We start from the raw sequence: 13,615 nt of genomic DNA, 5'->3' as shown, positions 1-13,615 counted from the left end.
ACCATTGCGGTGCCTGGTATGCGGCGGAGGGTGTCGTGGGAAGCCCGGCGGCGCTCCCCGAGCGATCGGGGTGCCTGGCCGGAGGCCGATCGCTACGCCGGCACCGACCCGTTCAGGGCTGCAACGTCCGAAGGTAGGCGAGGAAATCGTCGATCTGCGGCGGGTCGAGCCGGAATTCCGGCATGGCGTCGTGCCCCGTCGTGATCCCTTCCGCGAGCGCCTCGGCAAGCTGCTCGACCGGATAGCGCTGGTGCAGCGTACGGAACGGCGGCGCCGCGGCAAGCCGGCTTGCGCCGGTAGGCCCGATCGCGTGGCAGGAGGCGCAGTTGGATTCCGCGAACGCCCTCCCGCGCTCCGGCTGTCCGTCCTGCGCTGCAGCGGGTACGGCAAGGCCGATCAGGACCAATCCGAGGAAGACGTTTGTCATCGCGCTCACTGCCGGGCGACTCGTACCCCCGAACGTACCGCGCCATGGCGAGCGCTGCCATGCAGTTGAACGACTTCCGGGAACCGCGCGGGCAAAACGGCCGGTTTGCGTGAGATTGGGATCGCCTCGCCGAGCAGGGACGGCAGTGTGGTCTGCGTGCCAGCCCATACCAACAGTGCGACTAGCCCGATCACGAGTGGCGCGGCGAGAAGGTCCCCGGCACTCGCCCGCACTCAGCCAGGCCAGGTCGAGACGGGGATTACCCCGGCTGCGTGCCATGCTCCATCACGAGTTGCGGTATCGATATGACGACACCGGATCGCTAAGCCCAGCCTCGCACTCAGCCTGATCGCGTGTCGGATTGCGTCCGAGCAGCAATGGCTTTCGGGGGGCGGGCGAAAGCGCGGCGATAGGCTGCGGGCGTCATCGCGACGTGGCGGCGGAAGAGCTGGCGAAAGAAGGCCGGGTCCTCTTAGCCGACCTCCTCGGCGACCGCGTCCACGGGCAGGTCGCTCATCTCGAGCATCTGCTTCGCTTCCTCCATCCGCAGCGCATGGACGTAGTCGAGCGGGGCGAGGCCGGTCGCGATGCGGAAGCGGCGCTTGAAGGTGCGTTCCGGCAGGCCGGCGCGCGCCGCCATGCCTACGACAGGGCGAGGTGCGCGATAGTTCTCAGCGAGCCATGCCTGGGCTTCGCGAACCGCACGGTCGCCATGCTGCGCTGTTCCGGCCAATGCCGTGAAGGGGAGCTGGCCCGAGACGTGCCATTGGAACAGGTGCACCTTTGCCATCTGGCGCACACGCTCTGGCCCGAAGAAGCGCCCGACGAGGTGGAGCATCAGGTCCTGCCAGGAACTGTACCCGGACGACGTGATGATGCGCTCGTCCGGCCCGCTGGGAACGAGCACGCGGTCCGCGCACACGCGCACCGACGGGTGTCGCTGGCGAAGGCCCGCAGCGAAGGCCCAGTGCGTCGTCGCAACGCCGCCATCGAGCAGCCCTGCCTCGGCAAGGACCACCGCGCCCGAGCAGGCGGTGGCGATCACCGAGCCCGCGGCGTGCCGCGCCCGAAGCCAGTCGAGCGCCACCTTCGGTGGCTCGAGGGGGCGGTCGGGCCGGGCGGAGACGGATGGAACACAGACGAGATCGGCATCGGCACCGGCCGATGCATCGTCGGATAGGGCACGGGTGCCGCCGACGACCACGCCGAACGATACCGGTACATCACCCCCGTCCGGCGAGACGAGGCGGGCATCGATAAGCGGCCCGTCAGCCGGCGGAGTGCCTCCCGTCAGCATCTCGTAGCGTCGGCCGACGCCGGAGAGCACGTCGTACATGCCGTACGTCACGGAGGCGGAGGAAAGCTCCGGCAGAACGAGGATCGCGACGCGCAAGGGCCGCCGCGGGAAGCCCATCGCATCGGGCATGGCACGGAAGCCTTGGTTCTGGCCGTCGCCGCCTGCCGGCCCGGCCCCACGGCAGCGTACACCGATCGGTACGAAGAGCCAATCATCCCGCAGACGGCAGGGGCGGAGGAGGCGACGATGCGCGATGCCCAAGGCCACCCATTGTCCGGTGCGACGGGCGAGGCCGCGTCCGCCTATGAGGAAGGCGCAAGGGCGTTCGTCCTTGTGTATGGCGACGCGCTCGCCCGCTTCGACGCGGCGATCGCTGCTTCGCCCCAGTTCTCGATGGCCTATCTTGCCAAGGCCTGGGCGCTTCTCCTGGCGAACGACCCAGGGACACTCGCTCTCGCCAAGGCAACCGTCGAGGCCGCACGGCCGCTCGAGCGCAACGAGCGCGAGCAGGCGCATTTCGCCGCCCTGAGCCATGCTGTCGGCGGTGCTCGCACGTCCGCGGCTGCGATCCTTGATCGTCATCTGAGGGGCGCGCCGCTTGACCTCGTCGCCCACCAGGCCGCGATGGCACTGGATCTCTGGGCGGGACGACCGGACCTGATGAGTGCCCGGCCAGCGCGGGCGATGCCGTTCTGGTCGAGGAACCAGCCTGGCTATGGAACCATTCTCGCCTATCGTGGCTTCGGCCTGGAGGAGATGGGGGAATACCGGCGGGCGGAGGATGCGTCGCGCGAGGCCGCCGAACTGGAGCCGTGCAGCTTCTGGCCGCACCATACCGTCTCGCACGTCATGGAGGAGACCGCCCGTCCGCGCGACGGGCTTGCTTGGATGGCGGAGCGGGAAGCGTTCTGGGCCTCTCCGGGCCATGTGTTCCAGCTTCACATCTGGTGGCATCGCGCGCTCTTCCACATCGAGCTCGGCAAGTACGATGCCGCGCTCGAACTCTACGACGGACCGGTGCGCGCAACGCAGCGGCCGGTCGGCACGCACCTGACCAACGCGCCCTCCTTGCTCTGGCGGCTCGATGCGCTTGGGTGCGATGTCGGGAACCGTTGGGCCGAGCTGGCAGCGCTGTGGCAGGGTCACGCAGACGGACGATCCCTCGTCTTCACCGACATCCACGCGGCGATGGCGGAACTCGCCACTGGCGACCACTCTGCTGTGGCACGGCGCGTCGAGGCGATGCGCACGACCGCTGGACGCGGGAGCGAGGTCTCCGAGGCGTATGCCCGGGTCGGCCTACCCGCCGTCGAGGGCTTCGCCGCGTTCCGCAGCGAGGCCTATGGCCCCGCCGTCGATCACCTTCTTCGGGCGCAGCGCGAGCTTTGGCGCATGGGTGGAAGCCACGCGCAGCGGGACGTGGTCGCGTGGACATCGATCGAGGCGGCGATCCGCGCGGGCTATCGCGATGTCGCCCTCGCGCTCGCTCATGAGCGCATCGCAGCGCGACCGTCGAGCGTTCCGAATCAACAATGGATGGAGAGAGCCGAGGCGCTGCCCGCATGACTGAGGCAGGTGCACATCGAGCCAAGACCCGGCCATCGGTCGATCGGTGACGGCGCACGCGCGTGCCACTGCCGCCGCGCCATCGCGCGTCCTGACCCGGGCATCCTGCAGATGCGCCTTGAGGCAGGCTCGCTAGCCGAGCGCCGCCATGACGGCATCGGTCGTCGTTACCAGCGCAACGTTCTGCATGGCGTAGTTGATCGAGGCGCGGTGCCAATCCGCATTCATCGTCGAGCACCCATCCTCGGGGATGACCATGACGTATCCCTTGTCGGCACCCGTCCGCGCGGTGTGCTCGATCGACATATTCGTCCAGGCACCCGTTGCGATCACGATGTCGCGTCCCTCCGCCTTCAGGATCGTCTCGAGAGCCGTTCCCTCCCAGGCCGACATGCGCATCTTCTCGACGACATGATCTCCCTGCCGCGGCTCGAGCCCCGGCACCGGTGCGGCCCCCCAGGTGCCTCGTACCATGGCGTTGTTGTCGATCACGCCCTCGAAGAGCGGTGCGTTCAGGGTGAGCCCCTTCGCGCCCGGCGGAACGACGAACCAGACATGGATCACGGGCACGCCGAGCGCGCGGCAGCGATCGGCCAGCCGTGCGATGTTGGCAACCGCGTTCTGCTCGCGGCAATGCCGCGGTGACCCGGACGCTGCAAAGGCGCCGCCCTCCATCACCACGTCGTTCTGCATGTCCTGGATGATGAGCGCGCAACGCCGTGCATCGAGCCGGAGCGGTTCGCCGCTTGCCCGGGGTGCGCGCTGCGACGCCGCACGCATGAACGGCTCGTTGCGTGGGCCGACTTTGACGTCGATCGCATAGACCGAGGTGGCGGCCGTGACGAACAGCGTGCGCCACTCCGCCCCGCCCCAGGCCAGGTTGGCTGCGGGCTCGGGGATTGCCACGCGGCCGAGGTGCCGACCATCGGGCGCGAACACCCACAGCCCGCCCGGGCCGGTGACCCAGACATTGCCCTCCGCATCGCACTTCATCCCGTCGGGAACACCGGGATTCAGGTTCTCGCGGATGCTGGAGGCGAAGATCCGTCCGTTCCGCAGCGCACCGTCCTCGGCCACGTCGAACACGCGGATGTTCGCCTGCTCCGTGTCGTTGACGTAGAGCAGGCGCTCGCAGGGGGAGAAGCAGAGGCCGTTCGGCTGGGTGAACAGGTAGCGCTCGACCATAAGCTGCGGCTCGCCGCCGGGGACATGGTTCGGAGCGAGCCGATAGACGCCCTGGAAGCCGAGCTGGCGTGGCCGCTCGACGCCGTAATGCGGCATCCGCCCGTACCACGGGTCGGAAAAATAGATCGCCCCGCTCGAGTGAACACAGACATCGTTCGGGCTGTTCAGCTCGCGCCCCTCTGAGTGGGATGCGAGGACCTCGCGCCGGCCATCCGGGCGAAAGCGCGCGAGCGAGGATGTCGCATGCTCGCAGGCGAGAAGGTTAAGCTCTGCATCGAAGGAGAGCCCGTTTGCCTTGTTCGAAGGCCGCATCACCTCGCGGATGCCGGTACGGTCCCAGCGGCGGCGCACGTCTCCGGGCATATCGGAAAAGTAGAGCGCCTGCTCGACCGGATGCCACACAGGGCCCTCGGTGAAGGTGAAGCCGCTGCCGATCTGCCGCACCGGGGCGTGCTCGTCGATCAGGCGGAGGAAGCTCGGATCATGCGCGGTATGGGCCATCGTTCGCCTTCCAGGGCTCAGGCGGGAAACCAGTCGCGTCGATAGACGGTCTGCGTGACGGGTCCGGGCACTTCCATTCCGAGGCGCCCCACGATCTGCCCCTGAACCACCTTTGCCGGCTTGTCGTGCACCGGAAGAAGGAAGGCGGAGCCATTGAGAAGCTTCTTGATCGCCGCTTTCTCCGCGCGCTTGGAGCCGGCGTGGTTGCCGGTCACCTGCACTTCCTGGGCGAAATGCAGCCGGAACGGTTCGACGATTTGATCCTGGATGTCGTAGATCACGTCGCCACAGATCGTCGCGCGACCTTCCGCCGTCTCGACGTGCACGTTGAGCGAGCCCTCGGTGTGCGCATTCGCCGCCTCGAGCACCACGCCTGGCATGAGCTCGATCGGCCCCGACAGTTCGAGATCCTCGAACCTCAGCGCCTGCGGCGTATGCAGGCGCTCGACGAGGTGCATCACGTCGGGCTTGGGATACTGCGGATGCATCAGGCCCGACACCGAACATTCCATTTCCCGTCGGTTCACCACCACCGTGGTGTTCATCGGGAAATGGTCGTCCTTGCCGGCATGGTCGATGTGCAGGTGGGTGTGCACGACGAAGCGAACATCGCCCACCTTCACCCCGTGCCGCGCAAGCTGGCGCTCCAGCATGTTCTCGTGCGACTGCAGCCCCCGCATGCCGAGCGAGCCCATGATCGCGTTGTCGCGAAACCCGGTGTCGACAACGATCGGGTATTGGCCGCCGAGGATCAGGAACCCGTAGGTGTACACGCGCCTCGTCCGCCCGCAGTCGCGCCCGAGCACGAGGAAGCTGGATTCGAGTTCGATGTCGCCATAGTCGAGGACCTTGATCTCGAGCGGCATTCGTCTTCCTCCCTCAGAGCCGGTAGACCCGGCGTGCCGTGTCGTTGAAGACCGCCCGCGCGGCGGCCTCGCCGAACGGTGCGACGGCCTCGCGATGCGCCGCGAGAAGGGCGGCGTAGTCAGTCCAGAGCTTCTCGATGGGAAAGTTCGAGCCGAAGTGGCAGCGCTCCGGCCCGAACAGCCTGAGCGTCTCTGCCGTGATCATCGCCACATGTGGCGCATCCAGCCGACGCAGGAACGTGCCGAGACCCGAGAGCTTCGCGACCACGTTCGGCCGCCGCGCAAGCTCCGCCATGCCGCGGCGCCAGAGAGCAACGCCGTCATCGCTGGGGTCCTCGAGCATGCCGGCATGCTGCAAAACGAGTGTCGTCTGAGGCGCCGCATCGGCCAGCATCGCTGCCCCGGCCATCTGCGCGGCAAAGACCTGAAGCTCGAACACGAGGCTGTGGCGGCCAAGCGAGGCGATGTTCTGCTGGAGCACCGGATCGAGGCAGAGATCGTCGCGCGCAGCGAACCGGTACAGCATGTTCTCGTGCCAGTGCAGCTGCTGGCGTATGCCGCGCACGCGGGGGAAGCGGAGAAGCCGGTCGACCGCTGCCATCGCGTCTCGACGTGTCAGGTCGGCGTAGCCGACGATGGCCTGCGGCCAGCCGGTCCGGTCGGCCTCGGCCGAAACCCAGGCGACCTCGTCCTCGGCACGCGGGGTTGGCCAGTTCGCCTGGATGTACACGGCGGCCGTGACGCCCTGGCCGGCGAGATCGAGAAGGTACTCCTCGATCGGATAGTCACGCCGGATGGGTTCGTAGGGCCCGAAAATGCGCGGCTGCATCGGTCCCGAGAGCCAGGGGAGATCGTCGCGCCGCCAGATATGAAAATGGGAATCGACAGTCATCGGCTCCCCGCCCGCCTGCCGAAGCCGAGCACCTCCTCCGCGATCGCAGCCCCGCTGCCTCCATCGCCCAGCCTGTCGAGGAGTGGCAGGATCGCGCGCATTGCGCCCGTCTCGGGCCTGTAGGCCGGATCCGCCGCGAGCGGCGAGAGCCAGAGAAGGCCCCAGGCCAGCCCGCGCAGCCGCGCCATGGCGGAGGACAGCGCCTCCGGCCCGCCGCGCTCGAGCCCATCCGAGACAATGATGACCAGTGCGCCGCGCGCGAACGAAGCGAAACGCGGCACGGAGAGGAACACCGCGAGCGCCTCGCCGAGCCTGGTGCCGCCATCCCAGTCCGCCACCAGGCCGGAGGCGCGGGTGAGAGCGGCAGAGGGTTCGCGATGGGCCAGCGCGCGCGTGATGCGCGTGAGCCTCGTGCCGATCGTGAAGGCCTCGACACGTTCCCCAGCCTGGACGAGCGCGTGGGCGAGGCGAAGCGTGCCGGCCGTCGCCGCCTTCATCGATCCGGAGACATCGATCAGCAGAAGCACGCGGCGCTGGCGCATCCGCCGCTGACGGGTCGGCAGGACGGTGAGTTCGCCGTCGCGGCGGAGCATCTCGCGGAACGCGCGGCGCGGATCGGCGAGACGGCCGGAGCCCGCGCTCAGCCTGCGGCTGCGGCGGCGCGGCAGGGAGGCGGCGGCGCGGCGCCTCAGTCGGCGTGCGGCCTCGTCAGCCTCGATCTCGGATAAGTCGCGGCGGGAAAGACGTTCCGCCTGCGTTGCCTCCGCTCCGGCCTCCTCCGTGTACTCTGCCTCGGGAAGGATCTCGAAGCCGGCCTCGTCGAAGGCAGCGGGGAGATCCTCCACCTCGCCGGGCATGGGTGCTGCGATGTCGCGGCCAAGAAACACGCGGTCGAACACCTCGTCGAATGCCGTGCGCCGATCAGGCGACGGGCCGAACACAGCATGTGCGGCAAGACGCACGTCACGGAGCGATCGTGGCCCGAGGAGGCCGACGGCCGCGATGAAGTCCTGCGTCTGTTCAGGCGCAGCCGGAAAGCCGGCCTCGCGCAGCGCGCGCGGAAACGCGAGGAACGGGGCGAGCGCGCGGGGAGCCGTCATGACGCCACCTCCGATAGCAGTGCATCGAGGCGTGGCCCGAGAAACGCGATATCGTCCTGGTCCTTCAGCGCGACCCCGATCGCGCGGGCGAAGGCGCGCGGCCAGGCCGCCCCCTGCGCGGCAAGCAGGGTCGCTGCCTCGGCCCATTCCACCGTTTCCGCAACACCCGGCGGCTTGGCGAGCGGCTCCGCGCGCAGCCGGTTCACCGCGGCGACGACGCGCTCGGCCGTGTCGCGCGCCACCGTGGAGGCGCGCATCATCACGATATCCGTCTCGAGCGCAGGCTCGGGATAGCCGATCCAGTGATACACGCAGCGCCGGCGAAGCGCCTCGTGCAGCTCGCGCGTGCGGTTCGACGTCAGCACGACCACCGGCGGTTCCGCCGCACGGATCGTGCCGCGCTCTGGGATGGAGATCGTGAAGTCGGAGAGGAACTCCAGCAGGAAGGCCTCGAACTCATGGTCGGCCCTGTCGATCTCGTCGATGAGCAGAAGCCGCTGGCGCGGCGCCTGCAGCGCCAGCAGAAGCGGCCGCGCGATCAGGTATTCGTCTGCATAGAGGTTCACATAGGCATCCCCCGCCTGGCGGATCGCGAGCATCTGGCGAGGGAAGTTCCACTCGTAGAGCGCGTGCGCGGCATCGATGCCCTCGTAGCACTGAAGGCGGATCAGTTCCCGCCCGAGCACCGAGGCGAGCGCCTTGGAGGCCTCGGTCTTGCCCACGCCCGGCGCGCCCTCGAGCAGCAAAGGCTTGCCGAGCGCGAGTGCGAGGTAGGCAGTGGTGGCAAGACCTTCGTCGGCGATGTACTGCGCATCCCGCATCGCGCGCGCCACGGCGCCCGGGTCGCCCAGGCCAGCGATGCTGCGCCTGATCGCCATGCCTCAAAGGCGCCGGCGCGGCTTGGCGCCGCCCTGGGCGCGCAGGCCGCGCAGCACTTTCTCCGGGGTGACCGGAAGGTCGTCGATGCGCACGCCGACGGCATCGTAGATCGCGTTCACCACGGCCGGGAGCACGGGGTTGGCGCACATCTCCCCCGGCCCCTTGCCGCCGAAGGGCCCATCGGGTGCGGGTCGTTCGAGAATCGAGATATGGTGCGGGGCGAGATCGCCCGGCCCAGGCATCAGGTAGCCGGAGAAATCGACCGGGCCGTGCGCGCGATCCGGATAGTAGGGCTCGGTCGTCTCCCAGGCGGCATGGCTCATCCCCATCCACGCGCCGCCGCGAAGCTGCTGCTCCACGAGCTTCGGGTTCAGCGCGCGCCCCACCTCGTAGGCAGATTTCATGTCGGTGACGGAAACCTCCCCCGTCTCGTCATCGACCTCGACCTCCACGATCATCGCTGCGTGCGCGAAGCAGGAGACCGGCGTCATCTCGCCCGTATCGGGGTCGACTTCCGAAAGGGGGATAAGGAAAATTCCCCGTCCAGAGACGGTCTTGCCCTGGCGGAACTGCGCGGCCTGGCAGGCGGCCATCGTAGTGATCGACCGGGATGGTGCGCCGCGCACATGGATGTTGCCCTGACCGTCCGTCACCAGATCCGCCGGATCGACCTCGAGCTCCTCTGCGGCTGCATCGAGCATCACGGCGCGCGCCTCCTGCGCTGCCTGGATCACGGCATTGCCGACGCGGTGCGTGCCGCGCGAGGCGAAGCTCCCCATGCAGTGCGGGCCCGTGTCGCTGTCGGCCGTATCGACGTAGACATCCTCGACGGGGATGCCGAGCGTTTCGGCAGCGATCTGTCGGGTGACCGACTTCATCCCCTGCCCTAGATCGATCGAGGAGAGGGTGACGGTGAACTTGCCATCGGGGTTCGAGTGAACGAGCGCCTGCGAGGGATCGCCTCCGAGGTTCATGCCGATGGGGTAGTTGATCGCAGCGAAGCCGCGGCCGCGGTGCAGCGTCATCACCGCCTCCTGAAGCCGGAGAGGGAGGAGAAGCGGATCGGGCCAGAACGGGGCGGGGCCGATGGCGGCGCGGGGTGCTGCTGCGGTGGCGCTGGCTGCTGTGTCGTCTGCGATGCCGACGGCGCCACGCGGGTCTCTTCGACCCGCGGCCTCGACTGGACTGACGCAGCCTGGGTTGCGGGGCTCGCCCGCGCTGCGACAGGTGCCGGCACCTGATGCTGCGTCGCCGGCCGTTGCCCCGCCTTGCGCGCGTAGCTGCCCGTGTCGAACCCCTCGACGCGGCCTGACTGGTCCAGTGCCGTATGTGCCGGCAGGCGGCCGCGGTCGCCGCCGCCACCCTGGCGCGAGGAGGCCGTGCGGGCGGCGTTGGAGAGTTGAACCCCCGCCTTCTCCGCAACCACCTGGCAGCACTCGATGAGCGCGCAGTTCTTCGCCGACCGACGATGCGCCTTCATGTCGCCGTCGCGATACGCGTTGAGGATGCGGAAGTCGATCGGGTTCATCCCGACGACCTCTGCAACCTTGTCCATGTGCGCCTCAATCGCGAAATCCACGCCCGTGATGCCGAAGCCGCGCATCGCTGTTGCCGGCGTGCGGTTGGTGTAGACGCAGGAGACGTCGGCCGAAACGTTCGGGATCGTATAGGGCCCGGGCAGGTGGCCGACCGCCTTGATGATCGCGTAGGACGAAAGCCGCGTGTACGCGCCCGAATCGAAGTAGCCGACGAATTTCCGCGCAACGATCCTGCCGTCGCGCATCACGCCGTCGCTGATGTACCAGCGCTCCGCCCCCCGCGGTGCGCCGACCTGCATCTCCTCCTCGCGGTCCCACATGTATTTGCAGGGGCGTCCGGTCAGCATCGCGCCGAGGATGGCGAGCGGCTCGTGGATGGAATCGACCTTGCCGCCGAACCCTCCGCCTACCGTTCCGCCGATGAAATGCAGCCTGCTCGAGGGCAGGCGCAGGAGCTTCGACGAGGTGGCGAGCGAGAAGAACAGCGCCTGTGTGGAGGAGTAGCAGACGAAGCGGTCATTCGTCTCCGGCGCGGCGATGGCGCCGCAGGTCTCGATCGGCGCCTGCTCGATCGGCGACATCTGGTAGCGACCTTCGACGACATGATCGGCCGCCCGCAACGCCGCCTCGACATCGCCGTAGCGCAGTTTCTGGTGGTCGTACTTCCCATGGTAGATGAAGCGGTTGCCGGGGTAGATGTCGAGCACCACAGGCGCGCCGGGGCGGATGGCCTCCTCGACGTCGAGCACGTGCGGCAGGACCTCCCACTCCACGCGCACTTTCGCCGCTGCGGCCCGGGCCGTCGCCTCGCTGTCTGCGACCACCGCCGCCACGGGTTCGCCGCGGTAGCGCACGCGGTCGGTCGCGAGCACGGGCTCGTCATCGATGCCGAAATCCAGAAGCGACAGAAGCGTGTTGAGGTTCAGCGGTACGTCACGCCCGATCAGCACGCGGACGACGCCCGGGGTCCGCTCGGCTTCGGACGTATCGATGCGGCGGATACGCGCAGCATGGTGCGGCGACCGGGCGCAGCGCATGTGCAGCAGCCCCTGGAACAGGTGATCGTCATAGAAGGGCGATCGCCCGGTGACGTGGCCGAGGATGTCCTGCCGCCGCGTGGGCTTGCCGATCTCGTTCAGCGTGTCGTCACGCTCATCGGCGAAGAACTCCTTGCGGAACTCGATCATGCCATCGCTCATGCGCGCACGCTCCCGTTCGCGACGGAAAGGATCGCCGCGATGATCGGCTCATAGCCGGTGCAGCGGCAGAGATTGCCCGAGATCGCTTCCTCGACCTCCTCGCGCGTCGGCTTCGGCGTCTGGTCGAGCAGGGCTTTCGCCGCCATCAGCATTCCGGGTGTGCAGTAGCCGCACTGCGCCGCGAAATGCACCATGAACGCTTCCTGCAACGGGTGCAGGGCCGCGCCAGAAAGGCCGGCCGCCGTCTCCACCGCGCGCCCCTCCACCGTCTCGCCGAGGACCAGGCAGGAGAGGTGTGGCGCGCCGTCGATCAGCACCGTGCAGGCGCCGCAACCGCCTTGCGCGCAGCCATACTTGGGCGTCAGGTCACCCACGCCGCGCCGCAACAGGTCAAGCAGGTTCTGGCCAGGATCGGCGAAGGCGGCGCGTTCGGTCCCATTGAGGGTGAAGGTGACCGGCTTCTTTGCCATCAGCCGCGCTCCATGCTCTCGAGGAGCCGGCGGAGATGCACGCCCGACACCTCCCGCCGGTACCAGGACGAGGCCAGGGAGTCGCTCGGCGGATCGATGCCCTGTGCGGCTACGGCGCCGGCGCGCGCGATTGCCGCAGCATCGAGCGCCTGGCCCTCGAGCGCCCGCTCGGCCGCGGAAGCCTGGAGCGGTGCTGCACCCATGGCCCCGAATGCGATGCGAGCGCCACGAATGCGCCCGCCCTCGCGCGGCAAGTGGGCGCCGATTGACACCACCGACGCGCCGCGCGGGTGCACGCGGGAGACCTTGAGGAAGCCGAAGCTACGCGCATCGCGCGGGCGTGGGCATTCGATTGCCGCAACCAGCCCAGTCCTCGCCCTGTCGCGCAGAAGGTCGGCAAGCGGACGGGCACCCGCCTGTCCCGCCATCACCACCCTTGCACCGAGCGCGAGCAGAGCCACGGCGAGGTCGCCATAGGGGTGCGGCGCGAACAGGTTCCCGCCCACCGTTCCCATCGCGCGGATCTGCGGCCCGCCAACCTGGCGCGCCGCGGCGTGGAGAAAGGCCAGCTCACGGTTCTGGAGCAGTTCGACCATCGTCACGCCGGCGCCGATGCGTACGGCATCCCCCACGGGGGCGATCTCGCGCAACGTTCGGTCCGTCGTTCGGATGATCCGCCGTGGCACCTCTCCGGCATTGACGGCGCGCATTAGGAGTGTTCCGCCCGCGAGATAGACGCCGTCTCCCGACGCCATGGCGCGGGCTGCCTCCGCGAGGGTGGCATAGGTTTCCACCGCCGGCGTCATGCCGTGCCCCCCGCCGCCATGTGGGCGCGGATCGCGGCGAAGCCGCCCTCATAGATCTCCCGCCCGACCATGTCGGCAAGCTCCCGTTCGCGCCCGGAAGGCGTATCGAAGCGGCTCTCCCAATGCCAGAACGTCCTGTCTCCATCCGTCACCGGTGCGAGCCGCACATGGGCGACGTAGTTGAGAAGCGGCACCGGCGTCTCCAGGAGGCAGTAGGAGAACGCCGTATCCGCATCTGACAGAGTCAGAAGCATTTCGCGCAGTTCCGAACCATCCTTCAGATGGAAGCGTCGGACGCAACCGACGCGGTCGGATGTCTGGCCGCGCTCGATGATGCTGTCTGCCACCGCGGGGTGCCAGCGGTCATGTCCGTTGAAGTCGCGCAGCACGGCCCACACTGCGTCGATCGGATAGTCGATCACGGTGCTGCGGATCACCTTCGGCATGGCTCAGCCCGACATCTGGCGCTTGAGCGCATCGAACCCGGCCTGGAACACGTTCTGCCCGATCCCCGTGACGAGATCCGCCGCGGCTTCGGGGGCGCACTCGAACTCGGCCGTCCACTCCGCGAAGGTGCGGTCGCCATCGGTGATCGGCGTGAGTCTGATCGTCGCGACATAGTCGGTGATCGGCATCGGCGATTCCAGGATCGAGTACGTGCAGAACATGTCGAAATCGGACAGGCCGAGGAGGCGTTCGCGAATCCGGTCGCCATTCTGCAGGTGGAAGTCGCGTACGCAGCCGACGCGGTCGGGAGGCTCGCCGTTCTCGATCCGGCTGTCGCGGATGCGCGGGTGCCAGCGGGGCAGGGCGTTGAAATCGCGGATCCGCTCCCACACGGTGGCTGCCGGTGCTTCGATGACGGAGGAGACGTAGACGCGCGGCATGG

The 13,615-nt window shown here is 68.4% G+C and carries 14 protein-coding genes; 1 reads left to right on the top strand and 13 read right to left on the bottom strand.

The window, feature by feature from the left end; all coding sequences use genetic code 11:
• Nucleotides 1-112: 112 nt before the first annotated feature.
• Nucleotides 113-427, bottom strand: a complete 315-nt coding sequence (locus FIF60_RS01865; protein WP_144183258.1) for a c-type cytochrome — start codon at nt 425-427, stop codon at nt 113-115.
• Nucleotides 428-899: 472 nt separating this feature from the next.
• The gene (locus FIF60_RS01860) at nt 900-1,853 is read right to left on the bottom strand and encodes a GlxA family transcriptional regulator (RefSeq protein ID WP_204251060.1); all 954 of its coding nucleotides are present in this window, start codon (nt 1,851-1,853) and stop codon (nt 900-902) included.
• Between the two features lie 117 nt (nt 1,854-1,970).
• Between FIF60_RS01860 and FIF60_RS01855 the strand changes: the two genes are divergently transcribed.
• On the top strand, nt 1,971-3,290 hold the full coding sequence (locus FIF60_RS01855; RefSeq protein ID WP_144183256.1) for a tetratricopeptide repeat protein: 1,320 nt from the start codon (nt 1,971-1,973) through the stop codon (nt 3,288-3,290).
• 132 nt (nt 3,291-3,422) lie between these two features.
• Here the strand turns inward: FIF60_RS01855 and FIF60_RS01850 are convergent, their stop codons facing one another.
• Genes FIF60_RS01850 through FIF60_RS01800 form a run of 11 tightly spaced genes read right to left on the bottom strand, consistent with a single transcriptional unit; the run spans nt 3,423 to nt 13,613 of the window.
• Entirely contained in the window at nt 3,423-4,976 is a 1,554-nt protein-coding gene (locus FIF60_RS01850) for an isochorismatase family protein (protein WP_144183254.1), read from the bottom strand.
• Nucleotides 4,977-4,993: 17 nt separating this feature from the next.
• Entirely contained in the window at nt 4,994-5,842 is an 849-nt protein-coding gene (locus FIF60_RS01845; RefSeq protein WP_144183252.1) for an N-acyl homoserine lactonase family protein, read from the bottom strand.
• A 13-nt stretch (nt 5,843-5,855) separates the two neighbouring features.
• Entirely contained in the window at nt 5,856-6,734 is an 879-nt protein-coding gene (locus FIF60_RS01840) for an amidohydrolase family protein (RefSeq protein WP_144183250.1), read from the bottom strand.
• The gene (locus FIF60_RS01835) at nt 6,731-7,834 is read right to left on the bottom strand and encodes a vWA domain-containing protein (protein WP_144183248.1); all 1,104 of its coding nucleotides are present in this window, start codon (nt 7,832-7,834) and stop codon (nt 6,731-6,733) included. Before FIF60_RS01835 ends, FIF60_RS01840 begins: the two co-directional genes overlap by 4 nt.
• On the bottom strand, nt 7,831-8,712 hold the full coding sequence (locus tag FIF60_RS01830) for an AAA family ATPase (RefSeq protein ID WP_144183247.1): 882 nt from the start codon (nt 8,710-8,712) through the stop codon (nt 7,831-7,833). The genes FIF60_RS01835 and FIF60_RS01830 overlap by 4 nt, the downstream gene beginning before the upstream one ends.
• A 3-nt stretch (nt 8,713-8,715) precedes the next feature.
• On the bottom strand, nt 8,716-9,738 hold the full coding sequence (locus FIF60_RS01825) for a xanthine dehydrogenase family protein molybdopterin-binding subunit (RefSeq protein WP_144183244.1): 1,023 nt from the start codon (nt 9,736-9,738) through the stop codon (nt 8,716-8,718).
• Nucleotides 9,738-11,450, bottom strand: coding sequence for a xanthine dehydrogenase family protein molybdopterin-binding subunit (locus tag FIF60_RS01820; protein ID WP_204251059.1), 1,713 nt, complete (start codon nt 11,448-11,450; stop codon nt 9,738-9,740). Before FIF60_RS01820 ends, FIF60_RS01825 begins: the two co-directional genes overlap by 1 nt.
• On the bottom strand, nt 11,447-11,920 hold the full coding sequence (locus FIF60_RS01815) for a (2Fe-2S)-binding protein (RefSeq protein ID WP_144183242.1): 474 nt from the start codon (nt 11,918-11,920) through the stop codon (nt 11,447-11,449). Before FIF60_RS01815 ends, FIF60_RS01820 begins: the two co-directional genes overlap by 4 nt.
• Entirely contained in the window at nt 11,920-12,726 is an 807-nt protein-coding gene (locus FIF60_RS01810) for an FAD binding domain-containing protein (protein WP_144183240.1), read from the bottom strand. Before FIF60_RS01810 ends, FIF60_RS01815 begins: the two co-directional genes overlap by 1 nt.
• The gene (locus tag FIF60_RS01805; RefSeq protein ID WP_144183238.1) at nt 12,723-13,172 is read right to left on the bottom strand and encodes an SRPBCC family protein; all 450 of its coding nucleotides are present in this window, start codon (nt 13,170-13,172) and stop codon (nt 12,723-12,725) included. Before FIF60_RS01805 ends, FIF60_RS01810 begins: the two co-directional genes overlap by 4 nt.
• A 3-nt stretch (nt 13,173-13,175) precedes the next feature.
• Nucleotides 13,176-13,613, bottom strand: coding sequence for an SRPBCC family protein (locus FIF60_RS01800; protein WP_144183236.1), 438 nt, complete (start codon nt 13,611-13,613; stop codon nt 13,176-13,178).
• Nucleotides 13,614-13,615: the final 2 nt, after the last annotated feature.

Source organism: Elioraea rosea, assembly GCF_007644105.1.
In the GTDB taxonomy this organism is placed as follows: domain Bacteria; phylum Pseudomonadota; class Alphaproteobacteria; order Acetobacterales; family Acetobacteraceae; genus Elioraea_A; species Elioraea_A rosea.
This window is presented reverse-complemented; position numbering and strand designations above follow the sequence as displayed.

Coding starts and splice junctions, on each gene's coding strand:
- FIF60_RS01810 (WP_144183240.1), bottom strand. CDS start 12,726: ATGACGCCGGCGGTGGAAACCTATGCCACCCTCGCGGAGGCAGCCCGC.
- FIF60_RS01860 (WP_204251060.1), bottom strand. CDS start 1,853: ATGCCCGATGCGATGGGCTTCCCGCGGCGGCCCTTGCGCGTCGCGATC.
- FIF60_RS01835 (WP_144183248.1), bottom strand. CDS start 7,834: ATGACGGCTCCCCGCGCGCTCGCCCCGTTCCTCGCGTTTCCGCGCGCG.
- FIF60_RS01825 (WP_144183244.1), bottom strand. CDS start 9,738: ATGACGCTGCACCGCGGCCGCGGCTTCGCTGCGATCAACTACCCCATC.
- FIF60_RS01865 (WP_144183258.1), bottom strand. CDS start 427: ATGACAAACGTCTTCCTCGGATTGGTCCTGATCGGCCTTGCCGTACCC.
- FIF60_RS01820 (WP_204251059.1), bottom strand. CDS start 11,450: ATGAGCGATGGCATGATCGAGTTCCGCAAGGAGTTCTTCGCCGATGAG.
- FIF60_RS01845 (WP_144183252.1), bottom strand. CDS start 5,842: ATGCCGCTCGAGATCAAGGTCCTCGACTATGGCGACATCGAACTCGAA.
- FIF60_RS01855 (WP_144183256.1), top strand. CDS start 1,971: ATGCGCGATGCCCAAGGCCACCCATTGTCCGGTGCGACGGGCGAGGCC.
- FIF60_RS01850 (WP_144183254.1), bottom strand. CDS start 4,976: ATGGCCCATACCGCGCATGATCCGAGCTTCCTCCGCCTGATCGACGAG.
- FIF60_RS01830 (WP_144183247.1), bottom strand. CDS start 8,712: ATGGCGATCAGGCGCAGCATCGCTGGCCTGGGCGACCCGGGCGCCGTG.
- FIF60_RS01800 (WP_144183236.1), bottom strand. CDS start 13,613: ATGCCGCGCGTCTACGTCTCCTCCGTCATCGAAGCACCGGCAGCCACC.
- FIF60_RS01815 (WP_144183242.1), bottom strand. CDS start 11,920: ATGGCAAAGAAGCCGGTCACCTTCACCCTCAATGGGACCGAACGCGCC.
- FIF60_RS01840 (WP_144183250.1), bottom strand. CDS start 6,734: ATGACTGTCGATTCCCATTTTCATATCTGGCGGCGCGACGATCTCCCC.
- FIF60_RS01805 (WP_144183238.1), bottom strand. CDS start 13,172: ATGCCGAAGGTGATCCGCAGCACCGTGATCGACTATCCGATCGACGCA.